The 16,248-nt window shown below is 54.2% G+C and carries 13 protein-coding genes and 1 rRNA gene; 7 read left to right on the forward strand and 7 right to left on the reverse strand.

Annotated elements, in window-relative coordinates:
- Nucleotides 1-154: 154 nt before the first annotated feature.
- A 5S ribosomal RNA gene (rrf, locus tag ACLTX1_RS02000) occupies nucleotides 155-271 on the forward strand.
- Nucleotides 272-402: 131 nt separating this feature from the next.
- On the opposite strand, the gene ACLTX1_RS02005 is transcribed toward rrf, so the two are convergent.
- The gene (locus tag ACLTX1_RS02005) at nucleotides 403-969 is read right to left on the reverse strand and encodes a hypothetical protein (RefSeq protein ID WP_412330387.1); all 567 of its coding nucleotides are present in this window, start codon (nucleotides 967-969) and stop codon (nucleotides 403-405) included.
- Between the two features lie 289 nt (nucleotides 970-1,258).
- Here ACLTX1_RS02005 and ACLTX1_RS02010 point away from each other — a divergent pair, with 289 nt between their 5' ends.
- Nucleotides 1,259-1,462 carry a DUF1858 domain-containing protein gene (locus ACLTX1_RS02010; protein ID WP_176820418.1) on the forward strand — a complete coding sequence of 68 codons (204 nt, stop codon included), beginning with the start codon at nucleotides 1,259-1,261 and terminating at the stop codon, nucleotides 1,460-1,462.
- 138 nt (nucleotides 1,463-1,600) lie between these two features.
- On the opposite strand, the gene yicI is transcribed toward ACLTX1_RS02010, so the two are convergent.
- Nucleotides 1,601-3,937 (reverse strand): alpha-xylosidase, encoded by a 2,337-nt coding sequence (yicI, locus tag ACLTX1_RS02015; RefSeq protein ID WP_308449505.1) that lies wholly within the window; start codon nucleotides 3,935-3,937, stop codon nucleotides 1,601-1,603.
- A gap of 116 nt (nucleotides 3,938-4,053) precedes the next feature.
- Here yicI and ACLTX1_RS02020 point away from each other — a divergent pair, with 116 nt between their 5' ends.
- The 3 genes from ACLTX1_RS02020 to ACLTX1_RS02030 all read left to right on the forward strand — a co-directional run bounded on the left by ACLTX1_RS02020 (nucleotide 4,054) and on the right by ACLTX1_RS02030 (nucleotide 7,500).
- Entirely contained in the window at nucleotides 4,054-5,007 is a 954-nt protein-coding gene (locus tag ACLTX1_RS02020; RefSeq protein ID WP_343285334.1) for a helix-turn-helix transcriptional regulator, read from the forward strand.
- A gap of 27 nt (nucleotides 5,008-5,034) precedes the next feature.
- Nucleotides 5,035-5,880, forward strand: a complete 846-nt coding sequence (locus ACLTX1_RS02025) for a glycerophosphodiester phosphodiesterase family protein (protein ID WP_308449504.1) — start codon at nucleotides 5,035-5,037, stop codon at nucleotides 5,878-5,880.
- Between the two features lie 138 nt (nucleotides 5,881-6,018).
- Nucleotides 6,019-7,500, forward strand: coding sequence for an L-fucose/L-arabinose isomerase family protein (locus ACLTX1_RS02030; protein ID WP_308449503.1), 1,482 nt, complete (start codon nucleotides 6,019-6,021; stop codon nucleotides 7,498-7,500).
- A 52-nt stretch (nucleotides 7,501-7,552) separates the two neighbouring features.
- On the opposite strand, the gene ACLTX1_RS02035 is transcribed toward ACLTX1_RS02030, so the two are convergent.
- The 3 genes from ACLTX1_RS02035 to ACLTX1_RS02045 form a co-directional block, all read right to left on the reverse strand.
- Nucleotides 7,553-8,173 (reverse strand): DUF5412 family protein, encoded by a 621-nt coding sequence (locus tag ACLTX1_RS02035; RefSeq protein WP_308449502.1) that lies wholly within the window; start codon nucleotides 8,171-8,173, stop codon nucleotides 7,553-7,555.
- Between the two features lie 119 nt (nucleotides 8,174-8,292).
- The gene (locus ACLTX1_RS02040; protein WP_308449501.1) at nucleotides 8,293-8,760 is read right to left on the reverse strand and encodes a hypothetical protein; all 468 of its coding nucleotides are present in this window, start codon (nucleotides 8,758-8,760) and stop codon (nucleotides 8,293-8,295) included.
- 26 nt (nucleotides 8,761-8,786) lie between these two features.
- Nucleotides 8,787-9,419 carry a hypothetical protein gene (locus ACLTX1_RS02045; RefSeq protein ID WP_412330388.1) on the reverse strand — a complete coding sequence of 211 codons (633 nt, stop codon included), beginning with the start codon at nucleotides 9,417-9,419 and terminating at the stop codon, nucleotides 8,787-8,789.
- A 208-nt stretch (nucleotides 9,420-9,627) separates the two neighbouring features.
- Here ACLTX1_RS02045 and ACLTX1_RS02050 point away from each other — a divergent pair, with 208 nt between their 5' ends.
- Complete coding sequence (locus tag ACLTX1_RS02050; protein WP_176820426.1) at nucleotides 9,628-10,173, forward strand: NUDIX domain-containing protein; 546 nt, start codon at nucleotides 9,628-9,630, stop codon at nucleotides 10,171-10,173.
- A 9-nt stretch (nucleotides 10,174-10,182) separates the two neighbouring features.
- Nucleotides 10,183-11,613, forward strand: a complete 1,431-nt coding sequence (locus ACLTX1_RS02055) for an MBL fold metallo-hydrolase (RefSeq protein ID WP_412330389.1) — start codon at nucleotides 10,183-10,185, stop codon at nucleotides 11,611-11,613.
- A 62-nt stretch (nucleotides 11,614-11,675) separates the two neighbouring features.
- Here the strand turns inward: ACLTX1_RS02055 and gyrA are convergent, their stop codons facing one another.
- Nucleotides 11,676-14,231: a DNA gyrase subunit A gene (gene gyrA / locus ACLTX1_RS02060; protein WP_395506992.1), complete on the reverse strand. Its 2,556-nt coding sequence runs from the start codon at nucleotides 14,229-14,231 to the stop codon at nucleotides 11,676-11,678.
- Nucleotides 14,232-14,261: 30 nt separating this feature from the next.
- Nucleotides 14,262-16,211, reverse strand: a complete 1,950-nt coding sequence (gene gyrB, locus ACLTX1_RS02065; protein WP_308449497.1) for a DNA topoisomerase (ATP-hydrolyzing) subunit B — start codon at nucleotides 16,209-16,211, stop codon at nucleotides 14,262-14,264.
- Between the last annotated feature and the right edge of the window lie 37 nt (nucleotides 16,212-16,248).

Below are 16,248 nucleotides of genomic sequence, written 5' to 3' on the forward strand. Positions count from 1 at the left end.
GTGTTTTCAGTTTCTATATTTAGAGAAATTAGTTGAATTTTAACTATATATAGGTTTCTCAAAACTTTTTGAATTTTTTTTGAAAAAAGGCTTGCAATTTCAGAATGGATGTGGTATTATAACAAAGCCGTCAGATGAAACGGCAAACAGAATAGTTGGTGTTGATTACAACGAGGGTCCACCTGTTCCCATACCGAACACAGAAGTTAAGCTCGTTTGTGCTGAAAATACTCGGCTGGCAACGGCCCGGGACGATAGGTTGGCGCCAACACTTAAAGCGGACATCCAATAGGATGTTCGTTTTTTTATGTTTAAAAACAGAAATTCGGCTTGCAGGCGGTTTTATGTGCCGCGCATGCCGAATTCAAAAGATGAAGCCCGCAGTTTTTTGCGGGCTTTTGCTTACTCATTTAACGTGATGGCGTTGCCGTTTGCGGGCGGCTTTTGCGTGGGGTCGGCGTTATCGTTTGCGATGAGCGCCATCTCAAGTTCGTTTGTATCGAGCTCGATGAACGAGACTTTGCCGTCTTCATCGAACTGACATTTGCCGTTAACCGTCATGTTTTCCGTATCGTTCACAGTGACATCGGCCGTAAAGCGCACCACGCGGTCTTTTTCTTCGTAAGGCTCGGTCTTGACGGCGGTCGCCTTCACAGTCTCGTTCATTTCGTCCGCCATAAGCTGCATGGTCAGTACTTCTTCAATGAAGCTCGTAAAGCCTTTTTCGCTGCACAGCGCTTTTTCGTCTTCCCAAGCATTTTTGTACGCCGTAAGGGCGCTTTCTTCGCCGTTTTCCAAAATACTGCCGAAGCGCTGCATAGGCTCACTCGGCGCGTTCAGCATGCTTTCCGCCAACGCGGCCGCAGCTTTTTCCGCATTTTTTGCCGTGCTGCCGCCCGAAGCGCAGGCGGACAAAAGCAGGAGCAAACTAAGGCACAAAGAAAGCATTACGGTCATTCGTTTTTTCATAAAATCATCCGCCTTTCTGAAAATGGTAATATTTTTCTATCTTGATTATAAAGGAAAATGCGCAGCAGCGTCAAGGCGCAAGTTGGCTGAATTTTCCCACCCTGTTTTGTTGTTTCTTCCAATTTAAGGGATATGCCAAAAATCTGCAAAAACACTTGCTTTTTGGCACATCCTATTGTATACTAAATTCGTGTAGATTAGAGTTCACGCGAAGTTTGCGGGAATTTGATTTATACGGATAGATCGGGGCGACCCGATGGGATGCTATACCAAGAAAGGATGTTTTCAGATGGAAATCACAAAGCAGACCACTATGGGCGAAATGCTGGATTATGACCGCGGCATCGCTTATGTGCTGATGCAGTCCGGCATGCACTGCGTAGGCTGCCCGTCCTCCATCCACGAGTCCCTTGAGGACGCATGTGCCGTACACGGCCTGGATGTTGACAAGGTCTTTTCTGCCATTCAGGAATATCTGAACAGCAAGAAGTAATTTTTCTAAGATAAAGATAAGCGCAGAGCGTGGGTTTTCCCCGTGCTCTGCGCTTTCTTTTTGATCGCATAAAGCGTTGCAGAAAAACACCCGCAGGGCGGTTTTTCATGCCGTTCTGCGGGTGTTGGATTAATTTTATCAGAGCGTTACAACAACGTCGCTGAGGTCTGCGTTTACCTTCAGGACAGTGCCGAGCTCATTTTGCTCGACTTCTGCGCCGGAGACGTTCTTCACGTTCTCCACGTTGCGCAGCAGCACGCTGAGGTTCTCTGCCTTGCCGTCGAACTTGAAGGTAATAACGCCGTTCTCGTTCACTGCGGAAACGCTGAGCATATCGTTGCCCTTGCTGTCGCAAACCTTTGCGCTCGCCTTATCGGAAAGCTCGAAAACGTGCAGGGTGAGGTCCTTGCCGTAATCGTAATCCGGCTGCTGGTTGTTCGCGCCGATGGCAACGATGGAGTTTTCTCTCGCAAAGAGCGGCAGAGAGAAGAAATCGTAGTTCTCGCGCAGCCAGTGACCGCCCTCGCGCTTTTCGTTCGAGAGCAGGTGCGTCCACTTGCCCTCCGGCAGGTAGTACGTGACGTCGCCTTCCTTCGTGAAGACCGGCGCGACCATCAGGCTGTCGCCGAGCATATACTGGCGGTCGAGGTCTTCGCACGGGATGTCATCCGGGAATTCCAGAACCATGGCGCGCATGGTCGGCACGCCCGTTTTATGTGTATTGACCGCAGTGGAGAACATGTACGGCATCAGGGTGCACTTGAGCTCGGAGAATTTGCGGACAACGGCTACGGATTCCTCGCCGTTCTCTTCACCCTCCTTGCTGAACAGCCACGGCACACGGTAGGAATCGGAGCCGTGCAGTCTGGAATGCGTGGAGAGCAGGCCGAACGCCGCCCAGCGCTTGTAAACGTCCGCCGGAGCCTTGCCCTCGAAACCGCTCATGTCGTGGCTCCAGAAGCCGAAGCCGGAAAGGCACAGGGAAAGGCCGCCGCGCAGGGATTCGGACATGGAGGAGTAGTTCGACGAGCAGTCGCCGCCCCAGTGTACCGGGAACTTCTGTCCGCCGACCGTGGCGCTTCTTGCAAAGAGGCATGCCTCGTTCTTGCCCTTGTACTCTTCAAGCACTTCCCAAACGCACTTATTGTAAAGGTAGGTGTAATAGTTGTGCATACGGAGCGGATCGCTGCCGTCGTAGTAGACAACATCGGTCGGGATTCTCTCACCGAAGTCGGTCTTGAAGCAATCGACGCCCTGGTCGAGCAGGTGGCGCAGCTTGGACTGATACCACTTCCATGCACCCGGGTTCGTGAAGTCCACGATACCCATGCCGGCCTGCCACAGATCCCACTGCCAAACGTCGCCGTTCGGCTTTTTGAGAAGGTAGCCAAGCTCCTTCGCTTCCTTAAACAACGGAGACTTCTGGCCGATATAGGTGTTGATCCAAACGCAGATCTTGAGGTTGTTTTCGTGCTTCATCACCTGCAGCTGGTGCTCGATATCCGGGAACATGGCCCGATCCCAGTCGAAGTTGCACCATTCGTTTTCCTTCATCCAGTAGCAATCGAAGTGGAACACGTGCAGCGGAATGTGGCGCTCTTTCATGCCGTTTACGAAGCCCATGACGGTCTCTTCGTCGTACTTCGTTGTGAAGGAGGAGGTGAGCCACAGGCCGAATGTCCATGCCGGCGGCAGTGCGGGCTTGCCGGAAAGCGTGGTGTAGTTTTCAAGCACGTTTTTCATGCTGTCGCCGCCAACGACCATGAAGTCGAGCTTTTCGCCCGGCACGGAGAACTGTACGCGCGTGACATGCTCGGAGCAGATCTCATAGGAGACCGGGCCCGGGTCGTTCACGAGCACGCCGTAGTTGCGGTTCGTGATGTAGAACGGAATGCTCTTGTAAGAAATTTCGGTGCAGGTGCCGCCGTCTTCGTTCCAGGTCTCCACGGTCTGGCCGTTCTTCACATACGGGGTGAAGCGCTCGCCGAGGCCGTAGACCTTTTCGCCGATGTCAAGGTTCATCTGGGCGCGCATGTAGTTGCCGTCCGGGGTGGAGATGGTGCTGATCATCGCGTTGCCGAAGCGGTTGCCGATGCTTGTCAGCTTCTTGTCCTTATAGTAGTAATCAAAGCTGCACGGGTTCTTGCCGATGACGAGCTTTGTGTTGCCGCTCTTGATCGTCACGGTCGTTTCGGTGTTCTCGACCTCCAGTGCGCAGTGTGCGTCGTTCAGCTCGAACGCCGGCATTTTCTGGTTGCTGCCCATAAAGTGGTACGCTTCCGTGCGGATGATATCCGGCTGCGGAGAGGAAATGTACATTTCCAGAAGCGGGCCGCCCATGGCGCGCATGTCTGCGTGGTACGGCACGGTGTAGAGGTAAACGCGATCGTTTTCTACCTTGACTTCGCGAACCTGCACGGCGTCCGTGTTCGTCACGCCGGGAAGGTTCATCCAGTAGCCTTTCGTAAATTTCATATTCAGCTCACTGCCTTTCAAAAAAATTCAAAAATTCCGTTATTGGCACTTGCGCTTTTCGCGCGCCTGCTCTATCATAAGTATAAGCGATATGCTTTGGAAAGTCTACCGCTAATTTGTCCGCTTTTATAACAATCCTGACCACTGAGCCTAAAAAGGAGGTGCGTTTTACGGACAAAAATCAATTTGACCGCATGCGGGAGGCCCGCCGCCACGGCGACGCGCTGATGCCCGTGATGAACTACTGCATTCGACGCGAAGACCGCTTTCACGCGCTTGATTGTCACTGGCACAGCGAAATGGAGCTTTTCCGTGTGATGCAGGGCACGCTGACCGTGCAGTGCGGCACCGATCTGTTTGAGGCCCACGCCGGAGACATTGTGTTTTTCAACAGCGGAGAGCTGCACGCCGCCGTGCCGGTGGAAGCCGGCGAGGAGCTTTACTTTGAAGCCATCGTGTTCAGCCCCGATTTGCTGTGCAGCACCGCAAATGACATCATTCGCGTAAAGTACATACAGCCCGTTTTGGACGGCGAGCTGACCGTGCCGCGGCTGATCAGAGCCGGAACAAATTTGCACGAAAGCGTTTCCGCCGCGTTCCAGACCGCGTACACAATGCTGGAAAACCGCCCGCCGTTTTTTGAGTTTCCCGTAAAAGCCGCCATGCTTTCGGCGTTCGGCGCACTGGTGCAAAACGGCGTGTCGGCGCGCATCAGCGCTTCTAAGCGCGCCGCAGCGGACAGCATCAAGGCCGCCATTGCGTTTATACAGGAAAATTACCGGTCTGCCGTCTCCGTACAGCAGCTTGCGCACGCCGCCGGCATGAGCGAGGGACATTTCTGCCGCGTGTTCAAACAGTATACACTGAAAACGCCGGTGCAATTCATCAACGGCGTGCGTTTAAGCCACGCGCTGGAGCTGCTCACCGCCACAAATCTGCGCGTGCTCGACATTGCCATGGACTGTGGCTTTAACTCCATGAGCTATTTCATCGAAGTATTCCGCACCGAATACGACGCTACGCCTTTGCAGTACCGCAAAAAGCTGGAAGAAATCAAGGTGCCGAAATAAACTTAAAAAGTAAAGTAGAGGGTAAAAATGATTTGGGGAATTTTGATCGTACTGATTGTTGTATGTCTGGGCTTTCTGGCGTGGCTTTTCTGCATTGCGCCGGCTTCGCCGCGCGGCGATTTTGCCGAGATGAAAAAATATGACTATGCCCACCGCGGCCTGCACGAAAAAGATCTTTCCGTGCCGGAAAACTCCATGGCAGGCTTTAAGGCGGCTGTGGAAGCGGGCTACGGCATAGAGTTTGACCTGCAGCTGACAAAGGACAAGAAGGTCGTTGTGCACCACGACCGCAGCTTAAAGCGCGTCTGCGGCGCGGATGTTTCCATCGGCGACCTGACGTATAAGGAATTACAGCAGTACCGTTTGCAGAACACCGAGGAGCGCGTACCGCTTTTCAGCGACGTGCTGGCGCTTGTGGACGGCAGAACGCCGCTCATCATTGAACTGAAGCACTACGACGATGCCGATCTGCTGTGCCCGCTCGTGTGGGAGCTGCTGCGCAACTATAAAGGCCCGTACTGCGTAGAATCATTTGACCCGTACATTGTGCGGTGGTTCAGGAAGAACCACCCGTATGTGCTGCGCGGTCAGCTGATGGGTCACTTTGAAGGCAAGGACGAGGAGTGCAAGGGCTTTTTCCGCGCGCTGTTCTGGAGAAACTTGTGGACGAATGTCCTCACCCGCCCGCACTTTGAAGCGTATGACGTGCATTTCAGGAACAACATCAGCCACCGCATTGCCTGCGACAAAATGAAGATGCAGGAAGTGAATTGGACGCTGCGCACGGCAGAGGAGTACAAAGTATGCAAAAACGCCGGCGCCCTGTGCATTTTTGAGTTCATCCGCCCGGAGATTACAGACGAAGACGAATAATAACCCCGTTTTTCCTGTTGATTTTTTCCGCGCGATGCGCTACAATAGCCGTGTATGAGTTGTACATACAAATCGTTTGCGCCGTTTTTTCGGCACAAAACACATACACACCCGTTTATTTACAGGAGGAATCACTTTATGAACAACATTCCCCAGGTCAAGGTTGGCATTGTTGCCGTCAGCCGTGACTGCTTCCCGGAATCCCTTTCTGTCAACCGCAGAAAGGCACTGATCGACGCTTACACAAAGAAGTTCGGTGCTACCGAAATTTATGAGTGCCCCGTATGTATCGTGGAGAGCGAAATCCACATGGTACAGGCGCTTGAAGACGTAAAGAACGCAGGCTGCAACGCGCTTGTCGTTTACCTTGGCAACTTCGGTCCGGAAATTTCCGAGACGCTGCTTGCAAAGCACTTTGACGGCCCCGTTATGTTCTGTGCGGCCGCGGAAGAATCCGCAGAAGACCTCATGGACGGCCGCGGCGACGCATATTGCGGCATGCTGAACGCCAGCTACAACCTGAAGCTGCGCAATGTAAAGGTTTACATTCCGGAATACCCGGTCGGCACCGCTGACGAGTGCGCGGACATGATTCACGAGTTCATGCCGATTGCAAGAACGATCATCGGCCTGAAGAGCCTCAAGATCATCAGCTTCGGCCCGCGCCCGCTGAACTTCCTCGCCTGCAACGCGCCCATTAAACCGCTTTACGACCTCGGTGTTGAGATTGAAGAAAACTCCGAGCTCGACCTCTTTGAGGCGTTCAATAAGCACGAGGGCGACCCGCGTATCCCGAAGGTCGTCGAAGACATGGAAAAAGAGCTCGGCAAGGGCAACATGAAGCCCGAGATTCTGCCGAAGCTCGCACAGTATGAGATCACCCTGCTCGACTGGGTAGAGGATCACCGCGGCTACCGCGAGTATGTCGCCATTGCAGGCAAGTGCTGGCCGGCATTCCAGACGCAGTTCGGCTTTGTTCCGTGCTATGTCAACAGCCGCCTCACCGGCATGGGCATCCCGGTTTCCTGCGAAGTGGACATCTACGGCGCGCTTTCCGAGTTCATCGGCACCTGCGTCAGCCTCGATGCCGTCACGCTGCTCGACATCAACAACACCGTCCCGGCAGACCTCTACAACAGCGACATCAAGGGCAAGACCACGTACACGCAGAAGGATACCTTCATGGGCTTCCACTGCGGCAACACCTGCTCCAAGAAGCTGGCGTTCTGCTCCATGAAGTACCAGAAGATTATGGCGCGCTCCCTGCCGATTGAGGTTACGCAGGGCACGCTCGAAGGCGACATTGCCCCGGGCGACATCACGTTCTTCCGTCTCCAGAGCACGGCCGACACCCAGCTGCGCGCATACGTTGCAGAGGGTGAAGTGCTGAACGTACCGTCCCACTCCTTCGGTTCCATCGGTGTATTCGCCATCCCGGAAATGGGCCGCTTCTACCGCCATGTGCTCATCGAAAAGAACTTCCCGCACCACGGCGCAGTGGCGTTCGGTCACTACGGCAAGGCGCTGTTTGAGGTCTTCAAGTACCTCGGCGTAGCAGACATCGGCTACAACCAGCCGAAGTCCCTGCCCTATCCGTCCGAGAACCCGTTTAATAAGTAATTTTTCGTAAAGAAAGGCAGTCTGCATGTGCATGCAGGCTGCCTTTCTTGTTCTAATTTTGATGTCTTTGATATGTCACGCCTTTATCGGTGATCATATAATCCGTCATGCCGATATAAAATTCTGTTTCCGATGTCCATTTAATGTAAATGTGCTGCTCGTCGGTGAGTGCGTTGATATACTCGCGCGTGTTCGTTTTGTTATCAATCAAATACACGTCCGCGTCGTACCCGCTGTACGGGTCTTTTCGGTTTCCACGCACCTCGACCGTGTAGTTCTCATTCGGGGAGTCGCTATGCCGGAGCAGGGTATCTAAATCATTTTGCTGCACAAAGGTGCCAAACAGCGTGATGCCGATGGAAAGGACGATCACGCTGACGGCCGACCCTGCAGACACGACCGTGCAGCTGTGGCTTTTCGTCTCATCGCTTTTCTGCACGATATAAGACGTCAGCACGGCATAATACAGCACATTTACAAACAGCGCAATATAAAGGACGAACACAAAATTCGTGACAAGCTGCGGAAGAACCGTTCCAGCCGCAGAATAAAACCGATACAGCGGGATATTCGCAAAAAGCATTGCTAAAACCAAAACAAGTTTTCCGAAAGACGGGATTTTTTGAAACAGCGAATACACCGGGTTTTTACGCGTTTTTCGGGTCTTTTCCATAGTGTGTCACCTTTTTTGTTTTTCCAAAACTTGCTTTACTCGCTTTTCAGGAAACTCCTGCGACTGGGCTTTCTACGCCAAAAAAGCGTCCGGTGGATGTTTAAGTTCGTAAAAATGCTTTATTCCGCCGCGGAGGACATTTCTTCCTTCAAAAACTGCGAATAGTAGATTTTGCCGCCGAGGGTGCCGGTTTTCAGATTTATGATTTCCAGCGTCTGGCCGCTCGTCGTCGCCGTCACCACGTATAAATAGCCCTTGTAGAGCAAAAGGCCCTGCGTGGTGTCGCTGAAATAAAAATTCGGGATGCTTTCCGGCAGCGTATATGTGTAGTTTTCACCGCTTTCGGCAGGCTCTGCGTTTTCAAGCGCCGAGGTGTTCATCGTCAGCACATTTTCATTTACGTTGTACGTGCCGATGACTTCGGTCTGCGCTTTGCCGTCGGTGATTTCAAGAGACATCACCGTGCAGCCCTCTGCGGGGCGCTCCGGGAACTCCAGCATGGCGTTTTCGCCGCGCTGCACTGTGAGGGTAACAACGCAGACAATGAGAATAACCGCGATCAAAATTGCGCCGAATGCTTTTTTCATACACAAATCCTCTGTATTTTTAGATTTTAGCCGAACGCCAACGTGCCGTTAATATCGTATAATACGGCGCAAAGGTCGATGGCCCTTGTGCGGTAATAGACCATGATGCTCTCCGCCACAGTGATGGCCCTAAGGGGGTCATCCTCCGATACGGAATCGCGGATGTCCTGCAAAGCGGTGCTTTGCTCGTTCACCCAGTGGGACTGCTCCTCTTTGACGGTTTCGACCGTTTTATCGTCGCCATACTCCAAAATCTGCGTGTAGACGGAATCAATCTGCTCTTTCCAGCTGTCGGAAGCCGTGTTGCACGCAGTAATCATGCCCGCAACAGAGCCCGCCGTTTCCATATCGTCCGCATACTGCGTATCGATGGGGTTGTTTTCAAACGCGGCGCGGAATTCCTCGCTGCCCGTTTCCGGTACCGGCAAGGTGCTTGTGTGGCGATTTTCGCCCGTTTCGGAGGACGTGTTGCCTTCGGGCGCAGGGGTGGGTTCTTCTTCGGGGGCCGCTGTTGCTTCCGGCGCAGGAGTGATCTCCGGCGCAGGGGTCGCTTCTGCCGTGGCGGAAGACGTATTTTTATTGCCGCCCGAGCAGGCGGTCATGGTGAGCAGCATCGCGGCGCAGCAAACGGCGCACAGCAAACGAATGCAGGTTTTCATGTTCATGTTCCTTTCAAAAATGGGATATGGCACGCGGCACCGCCGCGAGAAATTTTTGGTTCTGATAAAATGTACCACATTCGCGGGATTTATGCAAGAGAATCCCGCCCGTGCCTTGCGAAATTAAGAAAATGTTTATATAATAGTAGGGTAATATCCCCGAGAAAATCAAGCAGTTTTTATCATAAAGAGAAAGGAACGACAGTTTATGAAGCTCTTTGAAAAAACACTGACAAGCGAAACAAAGTTTGAGGGCCGCATCATCAAGGTGCTGCGCGACACCGTGGAGCTGGAAAACGGCAAAACGAGTGCAAGAGAGGTTGTGTGCCACAACGGCGGCGTGTGCGTGGCGGCGCTGACCGAACAAAACGAAGTGCTGCTTGTGCGCCAATTCCGTTATCCGTACAAGGAAGTGCTGCTGGAGCTGCCCGCCGGCAAACTGGAAAAGGGTGAAGACCCGTTTGAGGCCGTAAAGCGCGAGCAGATGGAGGAAACCGGCACCACGGGCGAAAACTACATTTCGCTCGGCAATCTGTACCCCTCTCCCGGCTACTGCGGCGAGATCATCCGCATCTGGGCGTGCCGTGTGGCCCAAAAAGGCGAAATGCACTTAGACGAGGATGAGTTCCTTGAAGTGGAGCGCATTCCGCTCGACAAAGCCGTTGAAATGGTGTTAAACAATGAAATCCCCGATTCCAAAACGCAGGTGGGCATTTTGAAGACCGCCGCGCTCGTAAAGGCCGGCAAGCTTTAAGAGGCGCGCATGAGAAGAACATTCATCACGCGACTACCGAACAAGGCCGGTGCGTTTTTGAAGGCTACGCGCATTGTGGCGCAGTCCGGCGCGAACATCACGCGCGTCAGCTACAATAAAGCCGTTGACCTGCACGTGCTGTTTTTGGAGGTCAGCGGCTCGCAGGCGCAGCTTGATACCATCGCTGTGCGTTTAAACGACGTAGGCTACATTTTAAACGAGGATAACCCCGGCAGAACGATTTTGCTGGAATTCCACCTGCCGAACGTACCGAGCGCCGTGCTGCCCGTTTTGGAGCTCATCGACAGCTTTAATTTTAACATCACGTACATGAGCGGGCAGGAAAACGACACCGACCATCAGGATTTAAAGGTCGGCATTTATATTCAGGATCCCGCACAGACGAAAGCTTTTTTAGACCGCGCCGCAAAGCTGTGCGAAATGCGTGTTTTAAACTACGACAAAAGCCAAAAGGTGCTCGACAACACGGTGTTTTACCTTTCGTTTGCGCACCAGCTGGCTTCTACCCTGCACCTGCCGCAGGAAGATATGGACGCGCTCATTGCAGACTCCAACCTTTTGATGCAGCACCTTGACGAAAACGGCGAAGCGCCGCACAAGACGTTTTCGTACATCGGCAAAATCGCCGAAATGCTGCACAGCTTTAAGGGCGAAAACTTCCGCGCGCGCATTTCGCAGCGCAGTCTGTTCGGCGGGTTTACAATGCACATCATCGAGCCGCCGTGCGGGGGCAACACGTATATTCTGGAGAAAAACCGCAAGCTGCTGTTCATCGACTGCGGCTTCCCATGCTACAAGGACGAGATGCTGAAGATTTTTCGCAGCCTGTTCCCGAACTTTGACAATATGGAGCGCACGCTTATCGTCACGCATGCGGACATCGACCATTGCGGCCTGCACGACCTGTTCGACACATTCTATGTGAACGAGGAAACGCGGCTGAATTTCGCCTTGCAGAACAACGGTCTGCCCGATCTGCGCGAGCAGAACCGCATTTGTGCGCCGTATAACCGCATCTGCAAGCTGATGACGGGCTACACGCCACCCGATATGCACACGCTGCGCGTTATTGAGCACACAGAGCCTGCAAGCGACGCACCCGTCTCCCCGCGCGGCACGCTGGAGTTTGAGGGCCTTACCCTGCGCGTTTTCGACGGCAACGGCGGGCACTTTAAGGGCGAGATCGTGCTTGTGGATGACGCGCACCGCATTGTTTTCAGCGGCGACATCATGGTGAACATCAAGGGCTTTTCAAAAGAGCAGTATGATTTTAACCTGCTTGCACCGTATTTAATGACCACCGTGAACCTCGATTCCCGCCGCGCCGCCGCGGAGCGCAAATATTTGCAGAGCCTGTTCCCGACGGACGTGTACACCTACTGCTGCGGTCACGGCGCCATTATGGATCCGAACGCGTAATTGAAAAATTGCAAAAAGAGCGCCGGTCTTCTGACCAACGCTCTTTTTTATTGCCCGGAAAATTACTCTTCCGTGGTTTCTTCTGTTTCTTCTGCGGGTTCATCGTCACGGATGACGTCTTCCGCTTCCGTTACGGGCTCATCTTCGCCCTCTTCGGCGGTGCCGTCGTCTTCTACGGCGCTGATTTCTTCCTCGTCGTCATGCGGGGCGCGGGCCATAGTGATAACCTTGCTGCCCTCGTTGACCTTCATCACGCGAACACCCTTGCTGGGACGTGCACAGATGCGAATGGAACCGGCTTCGATACGGATAATCACACCGTCATCTGCGATGAGAATGATGTCGTCATTGAGATCAACGACCTTAATGGCCGCGACATTGCCGTATTTTTCAACGTGGTAGTTGAGGATACCCATGCCGCCGCGATGCTGCAGGCGGTAATCCTCGGGGTTCGAGAGGCGGCCGTAGCCGGTCTCGGAAACCGTAAGCACGAGACCGTTTTCGCGCAGGACGCTCATGCCGACCACAACGTCACCCTCTGCAAGACGGATGGCGCGCACGCCGCGGGCCTGACGGCCCATTTCGCGCACGTCGGCCTCGTGGAAACGAATGGCCTTGCCGAAGCGCGTTGCAACGAGCAGATCATCGCTGCCGCTCGTCAGGCGCACCCAGCTGAGCTCGTCATCCTCGGCGAGATCGAGTGCGATAAGACCGTTTTTGCGCACATTGCGGAACGCAGAGAGCGCAACGCGCTTGATGACGGCGTTCTTTGTGACCATGGTGAGGAAGTGGTCTTCCTCCTCGGACTTTGTGACGCGCAGCATAGAGGTGATGCGCTCCTCGGGCTCAAGCGGCAGCAGATTTGTGATGTTCATGCCGCGGCTTGTGCGGGAGCCCTCCGGAATCTCGTAGCACTTTAAGCGGTACACGCGCCCTCTGTCGGAGAAGAACAGTACGAAGTCATGCGAATTTGCAATGAACAGCTCGCTCGCAACGTCTTCTTCGCGGCGGCTCATGCCGGAGATGCCGCGTCCGCCGCGGCGCTGTGTGCGGTACGTGTCGAGCGTCTGGCGCTTTACGTAGCCGAAGTTCGTCAGTGTCAAGACGCAGTCTTCCTCCGGGATGAGGTCTTCCACGTCCATTTCGCCGGAAATGGCGGCGATCTCCGTGCGGCGCTCGTCGCTGAAGCGCTTCTTCATCTCCATGGCTTCATCCTTGATGATGCCGTAGCGGCGCGCTTCGCTTGCGATGATGTCGAGGAAATCCGCAATCTTCAGGCGCAGTGCGGCAAGCTCTTCCTCGAGCTTTGTTCTCTCAAGGCCGGTCAGCTGGCCAAGGCGCATCTGCACGATGGCCTGTGCCTGCACATCGTCAAGGCCGAAGCGCTCCATGAGGGCGACTTTGCCTTCCGGGATAGACTTGGAATTTCTCAAGATGGCGATGACTTCATCGATGAAGTCGAGCGCGATCATGAGGCCTTCCAGAATGTGGGCGCGCTCCTGCGCCTTTTTAAGGTCGAACTGCGTGCGGCGCAGCACAACTTCACTCTGGAACTTGATGTATTCCTGCAGAATATCGCGCAGGGTGAGCAGCTTCGGCTGACCGTCTACAATGGCCAGCATAATGACGCCGAACGTGATCTGCATCTGCGTAAGCGAATACAGGTGGTTCAAAACGAGCTGCGGGGAAGCTTCGCGCTTGATGTCGATGGCAATGTGCATACCGTTGCGGTCGGAATGATCGTCGATATTGGAGATGCCGTCGATGCGCTTATCCTTGACAAGCTCTGCGATGTTTTCGATGAGTCTTGCTTTGTTGACCTGATACGGCAGCTCGGTGACGACGATCTGGTAGCGGCCGTTCGGCTTTTCCACGATCTCTGCGCGGGCACGCACGTAAATTCTGCCGCGGCCGGTGCCGTATGCGGCGCGGATACCGCTGCGGCCCATAATGATGCCGCCGGTCGGGAAATCCGGCCCTTTAATGTACTGCATGAGGCCGTCAAGGTCGATATCGGGGTTATCCACCATAGCGCACACGCCATCAAGCACTTCGCCCATGTTGTGCGGCGGAATGTTCGTCGCCATACCGACGGCGATACCGGTGGAACCGTTTACGAGGATATTCGGGAAATGAGAGGGCAGCACGTTCGGCTCTTTCAAACGGTCGTCGTAGTTCGGGGAGAAATCGACCGTGTCCTTCTCAATATCCTTCAGCATTTCCACAGAAAGCTTACTCATGCGGGCTTCCGTGTAACGGTATGCAGCAGGCGGATCGCCGTCTACGGAACCGAAGTTGCCGTGGCCGTCAATGAGCATATAGCGCATGGAAAAATCCTGCGCAAGACGCACCAGCGCGTCATAAACCGAAGCATCGCCGTGCGGATGGTAGCGGCCCAGTACGGAACCGACGGTATCCGCGCACTTTCTGTAAGCCTTTTCCGGCCACAGAGCGTTTTCATACATGGTGTAGAGAATACGACGGTGGACCGGCTTTAAGCCGTCGCGCACGTCCGGCAGCGCACGCTGCACGATAACGGACATGGAGTAATCGAGGAACGACGTCTCCATGATCTCTCTGAGGTCCACCTGTATGAGGTTTTCCTTCTTTTCTTCCATATTATCCATTGCTTGCTGATCCTTTCGCGCTTAAATGTCCAGATTCTTTACGTACTTTGCGTTGCGCTCAATGAACTCGCGGCGCGGCTCTACCTTATCACCCATCAAAATGGTGAAGATTTCGTCCGCCTGTGCGGCATCGCTCGGCGTGACCTGCAGCATGACGCGGGTCTCCGGGTTCATGGTCGTCTCCCAAAGCTGCTCGGAGTCCATTTCACCAAGGCCTTTGTAGCGCTGAATATCGTAGCCGCTCTGCAGCTGCGTCATGATCTCGTCGCGCTCGTTATCGGAATACGCGTAATAGTGGCGCTTATTCTTCGTGATGCGGAACAACGGCGGCTGTGCGATGTACACGTGTCCCTCTTCGACAAGCGGGCGCATATAGCGGTAGAAGAACGTCAAAAGCAAAGTGCGGATGTGCGAACCGTCGACATCGGCATCGGCCATGATGATGACGCGGCCGTAACGGAGCTTATTCAAATCGAACTCTTCGCCGATGCCCGTACCGAGCGCCGTAATGACCGGCATGAGCTTATCGTTGCCGTAAACGCGGTCTAAGCGTGCCTTCTCAACGTTCAGCATTTTACCCCACAAGGGGAGGATCGCCTGAAATTTGCGGTCTCTGCCGCCCTTTGCGGAGCCGCCTGCGGAATCGCCCTCGACGATGTAAATTTCGGTCTCTTCCGGGTTGCGGGACTGGCAGTCTGCGAGCTTGCCGGGCAGTGTTGCGTTTTCAAGCGCAGATTTGCGGCGCACAAGGTCTCTTGCCTTTCTCGCCGCTTCTCTTGCGCGGGAGGCCGCCATGGCTTTGTCGAAAATGGCGCGTGCCACGGCGGGGTTCTCTTCAAGGAACGTCATCAGCTTGTCGCTCATCAGATTGCTGACAAGGCCGCTGATTTCCGTATTGCCGAGCTTGCCCTTCGTCTGGCCCTCGAACTGTGCCTCCTTCACCTTTACGCTGATGACGCACGTGAGGCCCTCGCGTACATCCTCGCCGGAAAGGTTTTTATCGGCTTCCTTTAAGATGTTGTACTTTCTTGCGTAATCGTTCATCACGCGCGTTAAGGCGCGCTTGAAGCCGTCTTCGTGCGTACCGCCGTCCACCGTGTGAATGTTGTTTGCAAAGGACAAAATCAGCTCGTTAAAGCTGTCCGTATACTGCATGGCGATTTCGCAGGTAGAGTTGTTGTCCGGCGCGGTCGCGGAGAAATAAATTACATCCGGGTGGATGACCTCCACTGCTTTTTTGCGGTTCAAGTACTCCACAAAGCTTGCTACGCCGCCCTCGTAGTGAAAACGGTCGCTTTTGATGTTCTCCGGGTCACGCTCATCGGTGAGGATGATGTTGACGCCGGCGTTCAAAAATGCCTGCTCGCGCAGACGCGTTTCGAGCGTGGCAAAATCATAAACGGTGGTTTCTTTGAATATCTCGGGGTCAGCCTTAAACGTAACCATGGTACCTGTCTGCTCCGGGTTTTCGATGGGGCCGAGATCCTGCAGGTCATATTCCGCGTTGCCGCGTGAGAAGCGCTGGCGGTACAGGTGACCGCCCTGGCGCACCTCGACCTCCAGCCACGAGGAAAGCGCATTGACGACGGAAGCGCCAACGCCGTGCAGACCGCCGGAAACCTTATAGCTGCCGCCGCCGAATTTGCCGCCGGCGTGCAAAATGGTGTACACAACCGTCACAGCCGGCAGCCCCGTCTGGTGCTGCACGCCGACCGGCACGCCGCGGCCGTTATCCTGTACGCAGATGATGTCGCCGGGCAGGATGCGCACATCGATGCGGTCGCAATAGCCTGCAAGCGCTTCATCGATGGCGTTATCTACGATTTCGTAAACAAGGTGGTGCAGGCCGCGCGGACCGGTAGAGCCGATGTACATGCCCGGGCGCTTGCGGACGGCTTCCAGACCTTCAAGGACCTGTATTTGATCCGAATCGTAATTCGTATCCACATGCGTCATTTCGTTAATATCCATATTAACTCTCATTTTCCTTTCTTCGGCACGAAAACGC

The organism is Hominenteromicrobium sp., assembly GCF_046974225.1.
Classification (GTDB): Bacteria; Bacillota; Clostridia; order Oscillospirales; family Acutalibacteraceae; genus Hominenteromicrobium; species Hominenteromicrobium mulieris.